Below are 19,187 nucleotides of genomic sequence, written 5' to 3' on the forward strand. Positions count from 1 at the left end.
TCAATTCAACAATTGCGAAATCAACGACACTGAGAATATAGTCAGCATAAACCAGCCGATAAATCCCTGAATGATGGCTAGGTATCGCGGTAATCCCTTGATGGGAATCTCTCCAAAGCCTAAAGTGGTGAAGGTGTTGATGGAGAGCATAAGCGCATTGAGAACCTTGATTAGTAGGTCATAAACCAAAGCGATCAAGAATCCCCCAACCAGTAGAAATGACTTCCATGCTTTTTGGCCTGCCGGGAGATCTTCCCAAGTTCCTTTCAGAATATCAACCTTGCTTAGGATTTTAGCACTGAGTCGGGTTCCTGAGATCGCCCATTGGTAGAGGGGAAGTGCGGTTGCTGAGAAAAAGCGTGGGACAGACTTCTCCGATTGGGTAATCAAGGATTTGAATTCATCATAGCCCAATAGTTCGTTTTTCTTTTCTTCCAGATAGACTTCATGCATTCCGGCATTTCTCTGGAGGTATTTGAAAAAGAAGCTATAGCGGTCCACAATCCTGTTTTTGCCATGGGCATCCCATGAATTAGGGAAGAAGAGATAGATCAGTGCGAATACAAGAATGACGTAGATTGAAAAAATAATAGCCCTTGCAGGTTCAGTTCCATAAGCAGAGAAGACCTTTAGAAACTGATTAATCTTCCATGTAAAAAAGCTCTTGAAACTTGGGTTCTGATCGAATAGGTAGGCTAGGCGTCTTGTTTCAAAGTTCTTCATTTCAACATAGCAAGCATTATAGCTATCCTGGTCACCGAATTTTTGGTACCTATCCTGCAAAACTTTATAAGATCCTACCAGGAGATCGTATGCAATCTTATTTTCAAAGTTAAATGAATCAGAAGCAAAGTATTTTTCTGGACTTGGATCAAAAAGAGATCGAGGCTGGGAATAATAAAGTCTCCTTTTTATTTGATCAAATGGCAAATACGTATTCGTTTCAGGGAATTGTGCTCCCGTCACATTCATACTTCCTATCTGATTTTCAGTAATATGAGCAACAGAGGTGACCTGAGAATTTCTTGCTGATATTTCCCCTATAGTTGAATTGGTGATTTCTAGGCTTGAAAATTGCACATTCTCAATATCAATCGTATCAATCTTTCCATTGGTGATTTCAAGTTGTGGAAAACCAGTTGACCTTACGAAGAAAAGCCTTCCCTCAATCTTTGGTTCATCCAGATATACCTTCGAGGGAACATCTAAGTCATAAAATCCAAGGTTACCCTTGAATTCGCAGTTGATTAAATTATAGTAAACAAAGTCGTCCGAGCCCCCAAAAAAAGTGGTTTTATCAAAAATGGCGTTTTTAATGGGGATCATTCGATTTTTATAGTTTAAAAACCTGACTTCCTCCTTAAACCTGATATTTTTGATGGAAATGGTTGAATCTTTAAAGATTCCTTCGAAATGGAAGTCTTTAACATTAATTGGTTTTCTTATAGTCCCAGCGATCAATATTTGCTCATCTTCTTGAGTCCATTGAGGTTCATAAAACAAGGTGTCCTTTTCAAAATCAATATAAACCTTGATATTACTTACGGAATAGGCAGAATCCGGCCAGTTATTGATTTCATCAATCCAATCTGTAATCGAAGGAATTTCCCGCCATTTTGAGGTTTCATCTTGAGCAAAACTCTGTACGGAAATAAATACGGCAACTAAGAAGATTATTATTTTCATATCAATTCAAAAGTTGACTTATCAATGACACTGAGAATATGGTCAACATAAACCAGCCGATAAATCCCTGGATGATGGCTAGGTATCGCGGTAATCCTTTAATAGGAATCTCTCCAAAACCTAAAGTGGTGAAGGTGTTGATGGAGAGCATGATAGCATTTAGGATTTTGATAAGCAGATCATAGAGCACAGAAATGATAAAAGCACCGATCAAAAGCACCGATTTCCAAAAGCGTTGATGTGTTGGAAGATCTTGCCAGGTGCCTTTCATAATATCCACACGCTTAAGCAGGGAAGCTGAAAGACGAGTACCTGAGACGGCCCATTTGTAAAGAGGCATGGCTGTAGCTATAAAAAATCGAGGAATGTATTTTTCCGCGTTTTGCATATAGACTTTAAAATCTTCAGCTTCAAGCAATTCCTTCTGCTGCTCTTCCAAATACACATCATGCATTCCCGCATCTTGATTCATATACTTGGTAAAAAATCTATACCGATTCATAATCCGGTTTTTGCCATGTTTGTCCCAAGAATTTGGGAAAAAGAGGTAGATCAGGGCAAAAGCGAGGATGACATAAACGGAAAAAATAATGGCTCTTGCAGGACGCGTTCCATAAAGGGAAAAGACCTTTAGGAAGCGGTTGATCTGTAAAGTAAAGAAATTATCGAAGTTGGGATTTGTATCGTAAAGGTACTTTAGTCTTTCTGTCTCCAGGTTTTTGATTTCTACATAAACAGCATTCTTGTTTTCATGATCGAAGGTAGCAGTGTAATGATTATAGAGAATCCCTCTAATCGCATTTTCCCCTCGATAGACCTCTTGATCCACTACTCGAATAGAATCGTAATAAGGTGCAAGCAGATTTTCATCGTTAAAAGGGATGTTTTCAAACCTACTACCATACTCCCCAAAATCTTGATTACTGATAAGTTTGCCAGCGAATTGGTCCCAACCTATTTTATATTTGGCGCTGAGCTCGTCGATAGCAAGTTGTACATAGGGGCCAAATGCATTCTTCGTTATAGTCAATTGATTGATACCAATTAAATCTGTTATGATTACCTCGGCAATCACGCTATCTAGTTGATTGTTGGTAAAACTGGTCAACTGGTTATTTTCAGATACAAAAAATATTCTCCCCTTCCCGTAGAGTTGATTGTCCTCAAATACATTATTAAAGGTGCCTCTCCCATAGATAAATACATTTCGTCCAAAAGATTCATCTTCCTTGTCATTGAGGTAAAAGATGTTGTTTCTAAGAACAATAATTAACGTAGTAATATTATCTCCTGGGAAAAAGCTCGGAAAGAACCGCGATGCGTCATAAAAAGTAGAATTATAAATTTTGATCCCATCCAAATCAGGATAAGCCTTAATAGCATGCTGGAGTCCGGGTCCATTTGCTACTGCATCAATCCCTGCTTTAAATGTGCATTGATTAAATGTAATTTCGCCACAATGCCTAAGGCTCACTTTTTTTTCAAAAACATAGTGTTGTATTACTCCATTTGAGATAAGGTCACTGAATCCTTCCATTTGTTCAAAAAAATGGACATTTGTTAATCGAATCTCAGGCTTTATCGTCCTTTGGGGAGCATTTTTTTGGATAGAATAGGTAAATAAGCCATCATTCAAATCGTTGATAAACGCGGAGTCTGTTTCTGGATTAAAAGAGATTATGGCATTCTCGTAGGTAAAAACAGAATCTTTTGAGTCTTCCATCATTTGAAAGAATTCCGAATAAGAAAACTCTTCATATTCGATATCCTGAGCGAAGGCAGGTCCAGAAGATAAGCCTAAGACCAGTAAAAAACAGGGGAGTATTTTTCTAAAAAATGAGACCATCTTTCTACTTTAAAGTCACAAATAATTGAGAGTGAATTAGCCAAGTCCCCGATTTCTTGGTCCATTGGGCTGAATATTTTCCTCCTACAACGGGTTCTTCTGAATCCTCGAAATACCCCTTCCATGTCCCGGTTTCCCAAGCCAATTGAGTTTCTGGATTGACAATGACTTCATCGGGAGTTCGAATCCAATACATTCTGGGTCCTGATACCTCCTGTACATAATCCATCAATGCTTCTTTTCCCGAGATCAAAGTCCCGGCACCTGTGGTGATTAGTACATCATCTGTTAGAAAAGTTGCGTTTAATTCCTCATCAAAAGCGCGTAAGGCAGCGTTAGAAGCTTCTCTTTGTGCAAGAATCTGAGATTTCTCAGATTCCTGCACAAAGGTGAAATGGAATAAAAAGCAGAAAAAAAGGCAGCTTAATCCCTTCATTTTTGGTCTCGATAATGATTAAACCAGCTTAAAATCGCGCCACTTTTACTCATCAGCATACTAGGACGATTCACCAAGCCATGTGAAGCATTTGGGATACGAACCATGGCTGATTCCACTCCCTGAAGCTTGAGAGCTGCATAGTATTGTTCGGATTCTGAAATAGGGGTTCGGAAATCCTTTTCTCCGGTAAGAAGCATGGTTGGGGTAGTTACATTGCCTACCAAGGAAAGAGGAGATCTTCTCCAGTAATTTTCAATATCCTCCCAAGGCTTTGCCCCAAACCAGTATTTGGTAAAAAAGACAGGATTGTCTGCATGCAGTACAAAGCTGGTCCAATTAATCACGGGCTTGGCTACTACGGCCGCTTTGAATCGATCTGTTTTACCCACAATCCAAGCAGTCAAAACTCCCCCACCAGATCCTCCTGTCACGAATAGGTTTTCGGTGTCGATGTAGCCTTTTTCAATGACTGCATCCACACCTGACATCAGGTCTTCATAATCATGATTGGGATAGTCATGATGGATCAAGTTGCCAAATTCCTGGCCGTAGCCGGTACTTCCTCTTGGATTGGTATAAAGCACCACATAGCCAGCAGCGGCATAGGCTTGAATTTCATAGGCAAAGGAAGGCCCATACATGGCAAAGGGACCACCATGGATTTCCAAAATGAAGGGGTGCTTTTTGTTTGGGTCAAAGTCAGGAGGGGTTACAATCCAACCTTGGATTTTTCGGCCATCAAAGCTGGATTCCCACCAGATTTCTTCTGTTTTTCCAATTTTCCGGTAGGAGAAAACATCATCATTCAAAGCAGTAAGTCGGGAGGTGTTTCCACCATTCCAGACTGCCAAATCAGCAGGATGCTCAGGCCCTCCTAAGGTGTAGGCAATTCGGTTGTTGGTTGAAACGGAATAGGTTCCAGAATTATAAGGTCTTCCCAAATCCAATCCGCCTAGACCTTCTACTAGGGTTCGGATTTTTCCATTCAGGGAAACATGGGCTACTTTGGTGTCCCCAAATTCATCGTATTGAAAATAGATTCCTTGGCCATTTGCATCCCATTGTGGATTACCAGCATCTCGGTCTAGGTCAGCTGTCAGGTTTTTGATCCCCGTTCCATCCGTGTTCATAACATAAAGATGCGTGATTTGGTACCCTTGGAAGCTATCGTCAAATCCAGTGTAAGCAATCATTTTTCCATCTGGTGATAGAGTTGGACCCGAATCAGGACCAAAACGGGAAGTCAAGGCGGTGATCTTTCCACTCGCTAAATCAAGTTGGTAGATTTCGGAGTTTGCTGGCTCCAATTCCGAATTTTCATGAAGATTGGCAGAGAAAAAGAGGCTTTGACCATCAGCAGACCAGATAGGAGATCCGTAATTCTGATCATCAAAAGTTCGCTGTCTCGCGGTACCACCAGAAAGGCCTATGGTAAAAATCTGTCTATACCCAGGGCTTACATAGCCTCCGCCATCTCTTCGGTAAACCATTTCATCAATAAAGATCGGTGGGGCATTCCATTCTGCACCTTGTGGCTTGGAGGGGATTTTTAGTAAGGAATTTGCTTTAGCAGGGACGAATTGAGTGAAAGCCAAATGCTGATTGTCATAGGACCAGGATACAGCACTAGGAGGAGTTGCTGAGTTGGTGAGCGCAACAGAGCTATTGGTGTCGAAGTAGTGGACAAAGAGTTTCACCTTGTCATCTTGTTGATTGGACAGAAAAGCCAATTTGCTTCCATCATGTGACCAAACCGGAGCATAGTCTCGTTGATTACCTTGGGTAATGGGGCGATTTTGTGTTCCATCAACATTGGCGATCCATAAATTGGAATAGTCGCGGTCGGTCATGATGTCCTTGAAGTTGCGGACATAGACGATCTTGCTTCCATCTGGAGAGATGCTCGGGCTAGTCACATATTCGAGATCGAAGAGATCTGTCAATTCGAGATTTGTTTTTTGCTGGGCGATGGTCAGCGAATACAGCCCGAAAGAAAGAAAAAGGAAAACCAGTACTTTTTTCATGGTATTATTAGTTAATGATAGGTTGATTGGATCTTTTTTTAATCTGTGTTCTTAGTATATAGATGACGGCCAATAGCAATATGAAAAGGCCTATTGCTAATAATTCATTATTGCTTAGTTGAAAAAATACCCAGGCTAAAGCGATCAGGGTGATGATTCCAATGGTATTCCCGAAGGGTACTCGAAAGTAGTTGGGCACATCGGATTTATTTTTCCAGCGAAATTTGAGATAGGCCAGGACAGCCCCAAAGTAGATAACCAAGGAGGCCCCTGTGACCAATACCAACAAATACCGGAAGCTGCCGGATGCAGCGAAAGCAAATTCTAAAACACCCAAGAATAAAATAGCCACATAGGGAGTACCGTGGGAAGGATGTACTTTGGAAAGAACCGGATGAAGCAATCCGTCTTTTGCGCCTGCATACAGGATTCTAGGAAGAAGTGTAATAATGGAACTTAAAGTGCTCCAAACAGCAATGAAAGAGAGAATCAATACCAAAAGAAATCCCGTTTCCCCAAAAATCACCTTGGCTAATTCAGCTAAAGGAGCTTCCTGATTAGTAAGCATCAAATCTCCCAAAACCCCTTGGGCAGCCAGGTGGATGGTACAAAATCCTAGAATCACCATTACGATTCCTATGATAAAACCCATAGGGCCTGTTCGGGTAGGATCTTTCATTTCTCCACCATTGGCTAGAGCCAGTTCCCCTCCCAAAAAGGCAAAAATGAGCAAAATGGAAGCCTCTCCAACTTGCCCGAATTCAGGGAATCCTTCCCAACTGATATTGGCAAAATCTATTTGGGTAAGTGCAATACTAACCAAAGCCATCAGAGATAGTACCTTGGTCCAAGTGAGGATTTTGATAAAGACCATGCTGTCTTTTATTCCCTTAAAATTCAAAAAACAGCTGAAAGCGGTGATGGCAGCGAAGAAGGCAACCCTCATCCCGGTTTCTTTGAAAATAGGAAAGTATGAACCTGCAATATCAGCAAGTGCGTTCATCAAAGCGCCGCATGCTAAAACTCCTACTCCCAACCAATACAGAATATTGGCAATAAATCCGGCCATGGGGCCAAAGGCACGATTGATGTAAACATACAAACCTCCGGTATCTGGCACTCGGCTGCCCAATTCTCCAAAACATAGTCCGAGACACATAAAAATAAATCCGCAGAAGATGTAGGCCAGAATACTGGCATGGCCCAAAATCCCATAAACCAAAGCTGGTAAAAGGAATATCCCACTACCAATGGAAATGCTAAGCACATTGGTAATGACACCACCCATTCCCACTTCACGCTTCAGCTCAGTTGTTTGTTTTTCTGCCATAGATTAATCATTTAAGCCCTCGCCTGGTCGAGGAGTTGGGGTTCTGACACCAACTGATTTTGAATAGGTATTCCATTCCTGAAGCAATTCTTCGTATTTCTCAGGATAGTGTTCTTTCACATTATTTTGCTCGTCCAGTGAAGCGGACAAGTCATACAATTCAAAGTTTTCTTCTGAATAGGGAGCAGTGATATTGAGTAATTTCCACTTGCCTTTTCGAAGCATGATCCGACCTCTATGCTCCAAAGCAAATACATAGGTAGAATCGTGGATTACATTTTGCCCTTCTTGCAAAATGGGAAAGAGGGATTTTCCAGCCAGGGGCTTTACTTCTTTTCCTTTCCATTCGGAAGGATATTCCAAATCTGCGAGTTGATAAAAAGTAGGAGCCAAATCCATCACCGTCACGAATTGATCCACAATTGGATTGGTTTGAAGTACGGATGAACCTGCAATTATCATGGGTGCAATCATACCTCCTTCGGTAGTATATCCTTTGAAATAGCGATAGGGGGAAGTTCCTGCTTCGGCCCATTGTGGTCCATAGGAAATGAAGGAATTTTCCTTACCCATTTCTTCATAGGCATCTGAATAATTGTCCTGAAGAAAAGGACCGAAATAGGAACTGTAATAAAAGTCTTCAGCTGCCGCTCCATTGTCAGAAACGAAGACGATCAGTGTATTTTCATACAATCCATTTTCCTTTAGATTGCTTACTAATCGGCCAATATTGTAATCGAGGTTGTCGACCATTCCAGCATAGAGCTCCATTTTCCGGGCTTCTTTTTGTTGCTCTTGGGTAGAAAGGGAATCCCAAGGAGTGACAATCGGGTGTAAGGCCGGAAGCGAGGCATTGGACGGGATGATTCCAGCTTTTTTGAGGGATTCCAGCCTTTTTTCTCGGAGAGCTTCATAGCCTTCATTGTACCGTCCTTGGTATTTTTTCCAAAACTTTTCATCCACCTGAAGTGGCCAATGGGGTGAAGTGTAGGCGGCAAAAGCAAAAAACGGTTGCTTATCTTCCTTATTGGACTCTATATAGGAAATCAACTTGTCTGTATAAAAATCAGTAGAGTAAGCACCTTCAGGCCAGCTAACAGTTTGACCGTTTTCGGTGTAAGGGGATTCAGGAGCATCTGGGAAAACACCTCTGCTGCTGTAATGATTAGCACCTCCTTCTAAGGTGACAAATGAATTTTCGAACCCTTTTTGGTGTGGGTTGTCTTCTGGACGTAGTCCTAGATGCCATTTGCCTACGGTATAGGTGTGATATCCGGCTTGCTGAAGTAATTCTGGTATTGGAATAATCCGCTCGCTCAAATGTCCTTCATAGCCAGGTACACCAGTGACTAGGTCTTGCGATCCCATTCCTGCTACATGATTGTAATTACCAGATAGCATCATGGCCCGAGTAACGGCGCAATAGGGAGCAGTATGGTATTGACTAAAGCGGATTCCATCTTTTGCCAATTGGTCCAAATTGGGAGTTTCAATATCTCCCCCAAAAGATCCCAAATCCGCATAGCCTAGATCATCCGCTACAATTAAGAGGATATTGGGTTTTTGGGAAGATGGTTTTTCTGGGGTCTTAGTAGTACAGGAATAAAAAGCTAATGTGATAATCCAAAAGGATAAAAGGACTGATTTCATTGAAAAGTGAAATAAATGATATTCAAAAAGTTAAGGAATTATCTTGACATTGTACAATTTCCATTTTCTAAGACTTGGAAAAATCAAAAAATCCGATCATGATGAATTGCCTCAAATTTTTGAATTTGATTTTTCCTGGACTCCACATACCACATGGAAAGAGGTCCTTTGCCTTTCACAGGGACCAATCCGCGGAATTCAAAGCATAAATTAGGATTGTCCTTGATTCGGGAGTATGTGCTTTTGGAAATATTGATTTTGTTCAATCCGCAGGCTGCTTCCATTCGCTGAGCCGTATTTACGGTGTCTCCCCAAATGTCATATTGGAATTTTTTGATCCCTACAATTCCAGCTACTACTGGACCTGTATTGATCCCAATTCGCATATCAAATTTTGCCTTTGATGGGATGGAAGGGTCAAAATTTCGCTGATTGATAAAGTCTTTGATTTTCAAGGCAGCGTTTATGACATCCATGACGCAGGAATGGTTGTTGAGTCCCCCGGCTGCTAAATAGGCATCTCCGATCGTTTTGATTTTTTCAAGACCAAACTCCTCAATAATCAAGTCAAAGGCTTTGAAACAGATATTCAGCTCATGGACTAATTCCTTGGCCGAAAGGTGCTGGGCTTTTTTGGTAAAGTCAGCAAAGTCGGTAAAAATGACCGTCACTTCTTCAAAGTCTCTAGCTTCCGATTTTCCGGTTTCTTTGAGCTCTTCAGCGACTTTGGTAGGTAGAATATTCAAAAGGAGTTTGTCAGATCGATCCTTTTCTTTTCGGATGATATGACTCGCTTTTTTGATGAATTTATATCGTCTCCACCAGCCTACTGCCAAGACCAAAAACAATACTCCACTAATCATAAAAATGATGCGTTGATTTCGCTCCACTTTTAGTCTTTCATCAAAGACTAGGCTTTGCTCTCGCATCTGTTGAGCATTTTGAATACTATCTAAAAGTTGCTGTTTTTCAAACTCATAATTCGCCATCATCTTCGTGATTTCCTTGGTGTTGGATTCATTCAAGATGCTGTCTTTGAGTTGGGCAGCTTTTTTGAGATAAGTGAGTTCGGACCGTACATCTCCGGTTTTTTCGGCTACTTCCGTCAACCGCTCATAGGCCATCCGGATTACCTTCACTTCTGAAGCCTTTTGGGCGTTTTCCAGGGATTTTTCAGCGTGGAACTTGGACTTAGGATAATTACTTTTTTGCAAATACAAACTTGCAAGCCGATTATGGGTGTAAGCCAAGCCACGGGAATAACCCAAGGAATCCCGAATTCTGAGTGCTTCCAAAAGGGTTTTTTCTGCCAAATCCAATTCTCCTTTGTTGGCGTAATTGTTTCCCAAATTGCTCAACGAAAGTCCTATTGAGTAGGGGTTTTTGATTTGATAAGCCATGTCGAGCGCCATTTGGTGATAATAAATGGCGGAGTCCACAGGTCCCGTATGCTCGAAAATGATGGCGAGATTATTTAAGCTTGAATGAATGCGCCGTGGATCGCCTTCTTTCTTTTCTATATCCATGGAAATCCGGGCATGTCTAAACGCTTCCACATAATCATGTTGGTCATAATAAACCAAACTCAGATTGTTGTGAACACTGGCTATTCCTAAGGCATCGTTAAGTCTTTCATAGATAGAAAGTGCTAGTAGATGGTTTTCAATAGATCGCTCGATATCTCCAAAAAATGAGTAAATACCTGCCAGAAATGTATAGGCTCTTGCCTCTTCGGAATCAAAGCCTGCTTGCTGAAGTTGAGGGATCATTTGTTCCATCCCATTTGGGTCAAAACTTGAAGGGTTCAGCTCCTCTTCGGCTATGGTTTTATAAAAATTACTTTTCAATAGCCCCTCCTCATAGTTCCTCTTTTGGCTGATTAATATTGCCTGATCTGCAAATGAGATCGCTTTTTCAAACTCGTAATCTCCGTAAGCTTCAAAAGATAGGTTGCATAGGCTATCAATTTCCTGCATCCACTTGCTTTGGCTGAATCCCTGGAAGGAAGCCAAGAAAAAAAGTAATATGATGGCACATCGGATCATTCTTTCTGTCTTTTTTGATTCAGATACTCATAATGACTATTGTCCTGAGCTCCTCTTACTACCAAGCTGGGCGGTAGAGGCCCAAGTTGCTGTACTGCCAAATCCATGGCTCGCATCATTTGAGCTAACTTTTCGGGATTCTCCTTGGCCAAATTGTTGGTCTCTCCCGGATCTAAGCGAAGGTTGAAAAGGAGAGTGTCATGTGCTGGTACACCTCTCATCCAGGGAGCACCCTGAAATCCTCTAAATGGTCTTTTGATTTTCCAGCCATCTTTCTGATAGGCACGCTGATCAGCTCCCATGTAGTAAATAAATTCATCTCCTTCTCGATATCCATTTTCGAATAAAACAGCACTGAGATCTTTACCGTCAATGGCTCGATCTTGTGGGATTTCTGCACCTACCAGCTTGCTAAAAGTCGGAAACCAATCCATTTGGGTAGCCAAGTCTTCATAAACTTGACCTGGATCAATTTTTCCTTTCCACATAGCCACTGTCGGCACCCGAACTCCTCCTTCAAAAGTGAATTGCTTTCCTTCTCGAAGCGGTCCTGCCGAACCACCATGATCTTCCATCACCAACCAAGGGCCGTTGTCTGAAGAAAAGACAATCAGGGTATTTTCTAAAAGGTCTTTTTCTTCCAACTTCTTGAGAATTTGACCTACGCTCCAGTCGATTTCTTGGATGACATCGCCATACAAGCCTCGCTGGGAAGTGCCTTCAAAAGCAGGCGAGGCATAGATGGGTACATGGGGCATGTTATGCGCCAAGTAGAGCAAAAATGGGCCGCCAGCTGCCTGATCTATAAATTCCAGAGATTTATGGGTATAGGTTTGAGTGGTATAGCGCTGATTGACTTGGATGGAGTCCACCTCATTGTCTTTCATGTAGACTACGGATTCCATGTCATTGCTATATGGAATCCCGTAATAGCTGTCAAAACCCTGGTTTAGCGGCAAAAACTTCTCTCGATGTCCAAGATGCCACTTTCCGACGATGGCAGTTTGGTAGCCTTTTCCTTTCAGGACTTCCGCAAAAGTGATTTCTTCAGGATCCATCCCGGTAAAACTTTCAGGAAAAAATACCTGATTGATTCCCATGCGCTGAGGCATTCTTCCGGTGAGCAATCCAGCTCTTGATGGACTACATACCGGAGAAGCTGAAAGGAAATTGGTGAATTTTATTCCTTCATCAGCTATCCGATCAATATTGGGGGTTAAGATGTCAGTGGCTCCGAAACAGCCCAAATCTCCATAGCCCAAATCATCGGTAAAAATGAACACGATGTTGGGTAATTCACTGCTAGCTATTTCTGTTTGCGATTCTTCCTTGCAGGAAAACAGAAACGAAATCAGGATTACTATCGGAATCAATTTCTTCATTTTGCTTAAGGCTTGGATGGGTTTAACCAAATCATTTTAAGGATATATACATTTTCAAGAGGCCGATTCCGTTGATCAGTATCTACCGCAGCGATGGCATCAATTACCTCCAAACCAGAAATCACTTGACCAAAGACGGTGTAGTTTTGATCCAAATGCGGAGTGCCTCCTATTTCTTGATAGACCTTTCTATGGGAATCTGGAATGGTATATTTTTCAAATTCCTGATTTGCTAGTCTAGTTTCCCATTTTTCGGATAAAGCACGAACAAGCAAGGTGTCCTTTAGCTCGCGTGCTTGGTTCATGGAGTCAAGCAGGGCCTTATTATTTGGGTTATTTACTGCGTAATGTCGTTGAAGGAAGGTATTAATGCGACCTTCATTGTGAGCCAGAAGGCTGTCGTTTTGGATTTTTCCCTGAACCAAATAAAACTGAGTACTGCTGGAAGCCCGCTGTGGATTATTGGTTCGGGCAGCTGCCAAAGCTCCCTTTTTATGGAAAAGATCCGGATGGAACTCGGCAGGAACTTGATAAGGAAGGGCGGAACTCCCCAAAGCTTCTCCGGCTGCTGCATTTTTGCTTTCGGTATCCCCTCCCTGAATCATAAACTCTTCAATGACCCGATGAAAAAGTAGGCTGTCATAAATTTCATCCTGAACAAGTTTGAGGAAATTATCCCGATGCTGTGGAGTTTCATGATATAACTCCACGATCAGATTCCCCATACTAGTCTGAATTTCAATTTGAGGACGTTCTTGTCCCCGGGTATTTTGCCAAATACCCAAACATAAAATCAAAATAATCAGGGAGTTTTTCATGTTCTTTTAGTTCGTTTAACTCCGAAAAATTGGTTTTTAATGATCGTGTGCCATCCGGTGATTTTTGAGAATATCTTCTCCGAAATCATTTCCATTTTCCCGCCAAATGGAATGTATGTGATTCGCATTATCCAGGAAGCCTACATTGTCATATTCAATCAGGAAGTCTGGACTGTGAATCACGTAATAATGTGGTTTCATTGGTTCATAGCTTCCAATCCAAGCAAAATAGACCTCATCCATGCCTTTGGCATGAAGCATGGCGAGGTATTCATTTGCTTTGGGGTGGTTGAGATTTCCAATATATTCCTCGATTAGATAATGTAAGATTTGCTGCTGTGCCTCTGAGAGATCACTTCCTTTAATGCCTTGGAACTCCTCCAGCCATTGAGGTCGGTCTGGACTTGTGATAATATCTCCCGGGACCTTTCCTTCCAAAGTTGCTATGGATTTTTGCTCATCATTCAGCGAGTTGACAAACCAAAATCCATAATCTTCTTCCTTACTTAAAGGTCGAAGTCCCGCATATTGTGTTTCTTCTACCACAGCTGGATCCGATCCCAAGAATAGAGGTGTCATGCTAAATTCATCACCAGAAACTGTCAGATTTAAGGAAAGGTGGTGCCCCTCAAATTTGACTCCCCAATTCCTGTCGGATTCAGGGTTCCCGGCTAGCAAAACATAATAGTTTCCATAGTCCCAGTTCAGTCCACGGATCATTTGGATACTGTTCTCGTTGATTTCTCCGCGTTGGTATTTCAGTTCAAAAAGCTCATGGAGTATATCGTCTACCTGCATGATGGCAAATGCTTTCAGGTATCCTTGGGAACTGAGCAGTTCGCTTAATAATTTATGAAAAGCAATCTTGCTCTTATCCCCCAAATCACCGTATCGAAGGCCATTTCTAGGAGCCAGTCCTATCGGGAGATTGGTCCAAGTAACCCTGGCGGAATCTTCCATGGAGACTAGCACTTGCTCTCGCTGAGAGTTCTCTAAGGTTCTAAGAAAAGCCTTTGCTTTTTCTTGAATACCTTCTACGCTTTGGGAGAAGCTAAAGAAGGGAAAAGCTGCAAGAAGCAAGATGAAGATTAAGGATTTTTGTGTCATAAGTTCAATGTCAGGCGAGTAAGAATCGGACTACTTTTTCCCAAATCGCTGTCTCATTAAGCGTCAAATGGGAAAGCTGTAAAAGCACATAAAGTACCAAGGCAGTGCCAAATGGAAGGATATTTCGATGATTTCGAAAGTCTTTCCAAATCAGAATAACTAGTGCTATATCAATCAAAACAAAGGCGAGAACCTCAACAGGAACTCCCGGTGCCAGGTAGTAAATGTCAAATAGGAAGAGCAGAATTCGGTCGACGGTTGGACCAAGGAAAGTTAGAGATGCAGCTATCATCCAACGGGCATGAAGGCTTGGTTTTTTTCGATTGATGATGGCTAGTGAATAAAATACCATCAACCAAATCAGGTAAATGAATGCAATAGAAAGAAAGGCTGCAATTTGTCCCTGCGCTTCTTCCAAGCTTACACTTGCTATGCCAGCATCAACCTGTTGCTGAAAAGCAAAAAGTTGGGTTTGGTAGGAATGCCGCATCATCAGCCAGGTAGAGATGATGACCATTGGAACGATGAGGTAGCTGAGTTTTCCTAAGCTTCTATGGAGTTTTACTTTTTTATATCGAATCAAAAGGGGTTGGGCAATAATCAATCCCAACCAAAGTGCCATTAATAGAAAATGAATATGGACTATTCCCGGATGGGGAAAAGTAATCTTGCTTAGGTAAGTGACAAAGAATCCCGCAATGGTAAGCGGGATAAATAACATTAGCCAATAGCCAAGATTTGGGTAAAGACGAAAAACATTTTCCTTCGAGTGCATTACTAAAGGGTTAAAATTGAAAATTAGATCCTTGCCTTCCTGTCTTCAAAAATGGAAAATTCCAGAACGGGAAAGAGTTTGAAAATAAGGTTGTTTGGCAAGTATAAGGTAACAAAAAAATGTCGATCACACCAAAAATAGTGTAGTTGATTTCTCCAAAGTTATCAAATGGCGAATTTTTGATTATCAAAAGGTTAAGTGGGCAAATAATATTTTTCTAGGCATTCTTCATAGTTGAAGCTGTTATATCCCTTAAAATTATGGTTTTTCCAATAGTACACGTTTATTTTTAGATCTATCTCGCTCGACGGAGGATAACCGATATCGCCGAAGGCGAATCTCTGCGAAGATGTATCTTTATTTATTTCGCCACAGGCGTATTTCACTGAGCGCAGCGAAGTGTATTTCCATTGTATATCGCGAAGCATATTTTTAGCGAAGCCATATCTCGCTCGACGAAGGAGAGCTTATCTCGCCGAAGGCGTATCTTAGCGAAGCTATATCTTAATTTATCTCGCCGCAGGCGTATCTCACTGAGCTCAGCGAAGTTTATTTCCATAGTATTTCGCCGAAGGCCTATTTCACGACCGAAGGGAGCGTATTTCGCGAAGCCTATTTCAGCGAAGCTATATTTCCCGACCAAAGGGAGTGTATTCCCCAATAACCCATTCTGCCAACTTGTCACTTTTTCTCGATTGGAACAGGCATTGATAATTTCCTTGTGTCAATAATTGTATTCACTTAAACTGATTTATACCATGCAGGAAAAAGGTACCATCTCGATTCATACCGAGAATATTTTCCCGATCATTAAAAAATTCTTGTATTCTGATCACGAGATTTTCCTTCGTGAATTGGTTTCCAATGCTGTCGATGCCACCCAAAAAATCAAACGTTTGGCGACATTAGGTCAGTACAAAGGTGAGTTGGGTGACATTACCGTGGAGGTTTCTTTCGACGAAAAGAAGAAGACCATTACCATCTCTGACAAAGGGCTAGGAATGACTGCTGAGGAGATCAAAAAGTACATCAATCAGATTGCTTTCTCTGGAGCTACTGAATTCGTAGAGAAATTCAAAGATGCCAAAGATGCCAATGAAATCATTGGGAAGTTTGGTTTAGGTTTCTACTCTGCCTTTATGGTGGCTAAAAAAGTGGAAATCCACACCCTTTCCTATCAGGATGGAGCTGAGCCAGCTATTTGGACCTGTGATGGAAGCACCGAATTCGAAATCAAAAAAGGAAAGCGCAAGGATCGCGGAACTGATGTGATTTTGTATATCAATGAGGATTCTGAGGAGTTTCTCGATAAGTGGAAACTTCAGGGTATTCTGGACAAATACTGCAAATTCCTGCCTGTGCCGATCAAGTTTGGCACCAAGAGCGAATCCGTAGAAGATGGAGAAGATAAGGATGGAAACAAAAAGTGGAAGTCCGTGGAAGTGGATAATATCATCAATACCACTTCTCCGATTTGGACTAAGTCACCAAGCGACCTGAAGGATGAAGATTACCTAGCTTTCTATAAGGAACTCTATCCAATGAGTGAGGATCCGCTTTTCTGGATTCACTTGAATGTAGACTATCCATTCAACCTGACAGGGGTGCTTTATTTCCCTAAGGTGAAGAATGAATTTGAATTGCAGCGCAATAAGATCAAGCTTTTCAGCCGTCAGGTATTCATTACTGATGAGGTGAAGGATATCGTTCCTGAATTCCTCATGTTGCTTCATGGGGTGATTGATTCTCCGGATATTCCGTTGAACGTATCCCGAAGCTTCTTGCAGGCGGATGGAAATGTGAAGAAGATCAACAACTACATTACCAAAAAGGTAGCTGACAAACTTTCCGAACTATTTAAAAAAGATCGAAAAGCCTATGAGGCTAAGTGGAATGACATCGGTCTTTTCGTGAAATACGGGATGATCTCCGAAGATAAATTCTACGAAAAAGGAAAGGAATTTACCTTACTGAAAAATACCAATGACGAGTATTTCACTTTGGATGAATACACGGAAAAAGTGAAAGCTATTCAGACCAACAAAGATGATCAGACCATCTTCTTGTATGCCACTGATGTGGACAAGCAAGATAGCTTTATCGCTTCTGCCAATGCCAAAGGTTATGATGTCTTGGTGATGGATTCTCCAATTGACAGCCATTTTATCCAGCATATCGAAACCAAGCTTGACAAAACCCAATTGAAGCGTGTGGATGCCGATGTGGTAGAGAAGTTGATTCTAAAAGAGGATTCTTATGCCAATTTGCTGACTGAAGAGCAAAGTAAGCAGGTGAAAGAACTCTTCGAAAAAGCGATTGACAACAAATCCTATTCTGTGGAAGTGGAGGGATTGAGTCCGGAGGAAATGCCGGTAACAATCACCATGGAAGAGTGGATGCGCAGAATGAAAGATATGGCACAGACCGGAGGCGGACCGATGAGTTTCTATGGCAATATGCCGGACAGCTACAAGGTAGCGATCAACGGAAACCATCCTTTGGTTGACAAGATTCTGAAAGCAGAGGGAGAAGAAGCCCAGCTTCAATTGGCTAAGCAAGCTTTTGACTTGGCCAAACTTTCTCAAGGCTTGCTGACAGGTAAAGATTTGACCGCCTTTGTAAAAAGAAGCGTTGAGATGATTTAACCTTTGGGGTCTCGCAGACCTCGAAGGTTTCTTGAAGTAAAAACAATTTTAAAGAGAAGGAAATTTTTCCTAAATCCCCGTCAAATCGACGGGGATTTTTTATTATTACCATTCATACGCTATAATTAGTTTTTCATTACCAAATATCAACTGATGGTTAATAAATTGTATTTCAAGGGGTTGTAAATATAAATATTTTTATAATAGAAATTTTTATTATTAATAATCAATAAGTTAGACTTAGGTTATAAATAAAAATTAGTAGAAGGCTTGCGTTTTAAAAATGGGGGGGGGTAATTTTAGTTCAAGTTCAATGCGCAAAGGGCTTTTTATTCAATCGTTTAATTTTAAATTCTAAAAACTATGAAAAATGGATTATTTAAATTTCTTAGCTCGAGTCTCGTTCAATTTATCAGAGGTTTTGTCTTTTTTTAATTTTAAAGATGGGAGTGGCTGCGTTTATCTTAATGGCTCCATCATGTACTGATGAGAGTGATCCAACCTTCACCGATTATTCAGGAAAGTTCAAGGTTTTAACAAACAGTATTGGAAATTTTAAACTAAAGTTTAAAGATATTTCCGAAAATGCTTTGAATTATCGTCTTTCCAATGACCAAACTCAGCAATTGATTCTTGCTCCTGTTGATGGAGGTGGCGAATTATCTCCAGCTGATCGTAATCATATCCTAAGTACGGTAGATAATCTTAATTCACTAGTTGCTACTTTGGAAAATTACAACCTAGAACCAATATATAATCTTCAGGGAGCGCCTTCGACTGACCTATTAGTTGAATTTAATACAAATGAGCTCTTAAATGTAATGGCACCCGCCGTTCATGAGGCCAAGAATTATTTGAAAAGAAAAGGTTTCTCGGAATTAGAAATAGACGAAATGATATCACACGAAGGGGGGTCAGAATTGGATTTGATACCCTTAGTTTCGACCATGGCCAATGTAGAAAGATCAAATTTCACCTCTTTCCATTTTAGTGATATTTTGATCACTCCAGCCTTAGCTATTACAAGTCAGGATGTTTTTAACTGTGGAATGGCAGCAATTGGTGCAGATATATTGTGGGCCTTAGGAAGTTCAAATGCCTCAAAGTGGTCGAAGAAAGCTATTAAAAAAGCATTTGGGGTGGTCGCTAAAAGAGCCCTTGGACCGATTGGAGTAGCCATAGCTGTTGTTTCTTTTAGCACTTGTTTAGCAGCTGTTTCTTAGAATGAAAGTCTTATTCTTCTTTATTCCATTGATTGGATATTTGCTCTTCATTAGGGTAAAGAAATTAGTTGACGCAGTAAGACAAGCAGACAATGAAAAGCTTAAAGTAGAAGTGTTATTTACGACTTTGTCGGGTTTAGCAGTGATTTGTTTTATCATTCTTTTGCTAAAGCTTTTCTAGAGCTAGAAGGTTTTTTAATGCAGTGGCCTCGATCAT

The 19,187-nt window shown here is 41.1% G+C and carries 13 protein-coding genes; 2 read left to right on the forward strand and 11 right to left on the reverse strand.

The window, feature by feature from the left end; genetic code table 11:
- The 11 genes from NY014_RS12885 to NY014_RS12935 all read right to left on the reverse strand — a co-directional run bounded on the left by NY014_RS12885 (position 1) and on the right by NY014_RS12935 (position 15,102).
- Positions 1-1,686 (reverse strand): potassium channel family protein, encoded by a 1,686-nt coding sequence (locus NY014_RS12885; protein ID WP_259414999.1) that lies wholly within the window; start codon positions 1,684-1,686, stop codon positions 1-3.
- Between the two features lies 1 nt (position 1,687).
- The gene (locus tag NY014_RS12890; RefSeq protein WP_259415000.1) at positions 1,688-3,532 is read right to left on the reverse strand and encodes a potassium channel family protein; all 1,845 of its coding nucleotides are present in this window, start codon (positions 3,530-3,532) and stop codon (positions 1,688-1,690) included.
- 4 nt (positions 3,533-3,536) lie between these two features.
- Positions 3,537-3,968 (reverse strand): YybH family protein, encoded by a 432-nt coding sequence (locus NY014_RS12895; protein WP_259415001.1) that lies wholly within the window; start codon positions 3,966-3,968, stop codon positions 3,537-3,539.
- The gene (locus NY014_RS12900) at positions 3,965-5,995 is read right to left on the reverse strand and encodes a S9 family peptidase (protein ID WP_259415002.1); all 2,031 of its coding nucleotides are present in this window, start codon (positions 5,993-5,995) and stop codon (positions 3,965-3,967) included. The genes NY014_RS12895 and NY014_RS12900 overlap by 4 nt, the downstream gene beginning before the upstream one ends.
- A gap of 7 nt (positions 5,996-6,002) precedes the next feature.
- A complete protein-coding gene (locus NY014_RS12905) occupies positions 6,003-7,325 on the reverse strand; it encodes an APC family permease (RefSeq protein ID WP_259415003.1) in 1,323 nt (440 codons plus the stop codon).
- A 3-nt stretch (positions 7,326-7,328) separates the two neighbouring features.
- Positions 7,329-8,975, reverse strand: coding sequence for an arylsulfatase (locus tag NY014_RS12910; RefSeq protein WP_259415004.1), 1,647 nt, complete (start codon positions 8,973-8,975; stop codon positions 7,329-7,331).
- An 83-nt stretch (positions 8,976-9,058) separates the two neighbouring features.
- On the reverse strand, positions 9,059-10,951 hold the full coding sequence (locus NY014_RS12915; RefSeq protein WP_259415005.1) for an adenylate/guanylate cyclase domain-containing protein: 1,893 nt from the start codon (positions 10,949-10,951) through the stop codon (positions 9,059-9,061).
- 65 nt (positions 10,952-11,016) lie between these two features.
- Positions 11,017-12,402 carry a sulfatase-like hydrolase/transferase gene (locus NY014_RS12920; protein WP_259415006.1) on the reverse strand — a complete coding sequence of 462 codons (1,386 nt, stop codon included), beginning with the start codon at positions 12,400-12,402 and terminating at the stop codon, positions 11,017-11,019.
- A 5-nt stretch (positions 12,403-12,407) separates the two neighbouring features.
- Positions 12,408-13,220, reverse strand: coding sequence for a peptidylprolyl isomerase (locus NY014_RS12925; RefSeq protein WP_259415007.1), 813 nt, complete (start codon positions 13,218-13,220; stop codon positions 12,408-12,410).
- A 36-nt stretch (positions 13,221-13,256) separates the two neighbouring features.
- Positions 13,257-14,327 (reverse strand): DUF3500 domain-containing protein, encoded by a 1,071-nt coding sequence (locus tag NY014_RS12930; protein WP_259415008.1) that lies wholly within the window; start codon positions 14,325-14,327, stop codon positions 13,257-13,259.
- 10 nt (positions 14,328-14,337) lie between these two features.
- A complete protein-coding gene (locus NY014_RS12935) occupies positions 14,338-15,102 on the reverse strand; it encodes a hypothetical protein (RefSeq protein ID WP_259415009.1) in 765 nt (254 codons plus the stop codon).
- 758 nt (positions 15,103-15,860) lie between these two features.
- Here NY014_RS12935 and htpG point away from each other — a divergent pair.
- Together htpG and NY014_RS12945 are read left to right on the forward strand one after the other, a co-directional pair.
- Positions 15,861-17,747, forward strand: a complete 1,887-nt coding sequence (htpG, locus tag NY014_RS12940) for a molecular chaperone HtpG (RefSeq protein ID WP_259415010.1) — start codon at positions 15,861-15,863, stop codon at positions 17,745-17,747.
- A gap of 449 nt (positions 17,748-18,196) precedes the next feature.
- On the forward strand, positions 18,197-18,970 hold the full coding sequence (locus tag NY014_RS12945; RefSeq protein ID WP_259415011.1) for a hypothetical protein: 774 nt from the start codon (positions 18,197-18,199) through the stop codon (positions 18,968-18,970).
- The last annotated feature ends 217 nt before the right edge of the window (positions 18,971-19,187 follow it).

The sequence above is a fragment of the Algoriphagus limi genome, from assembly GCF_024919275.1.
Classification (GTDB): domain Bacteria; phylum Bacteroidota; class Bacteroidia; order Cytophagales; family Cyclobacteriaceae; genus Algoriphagus; species Algoriphagus limi.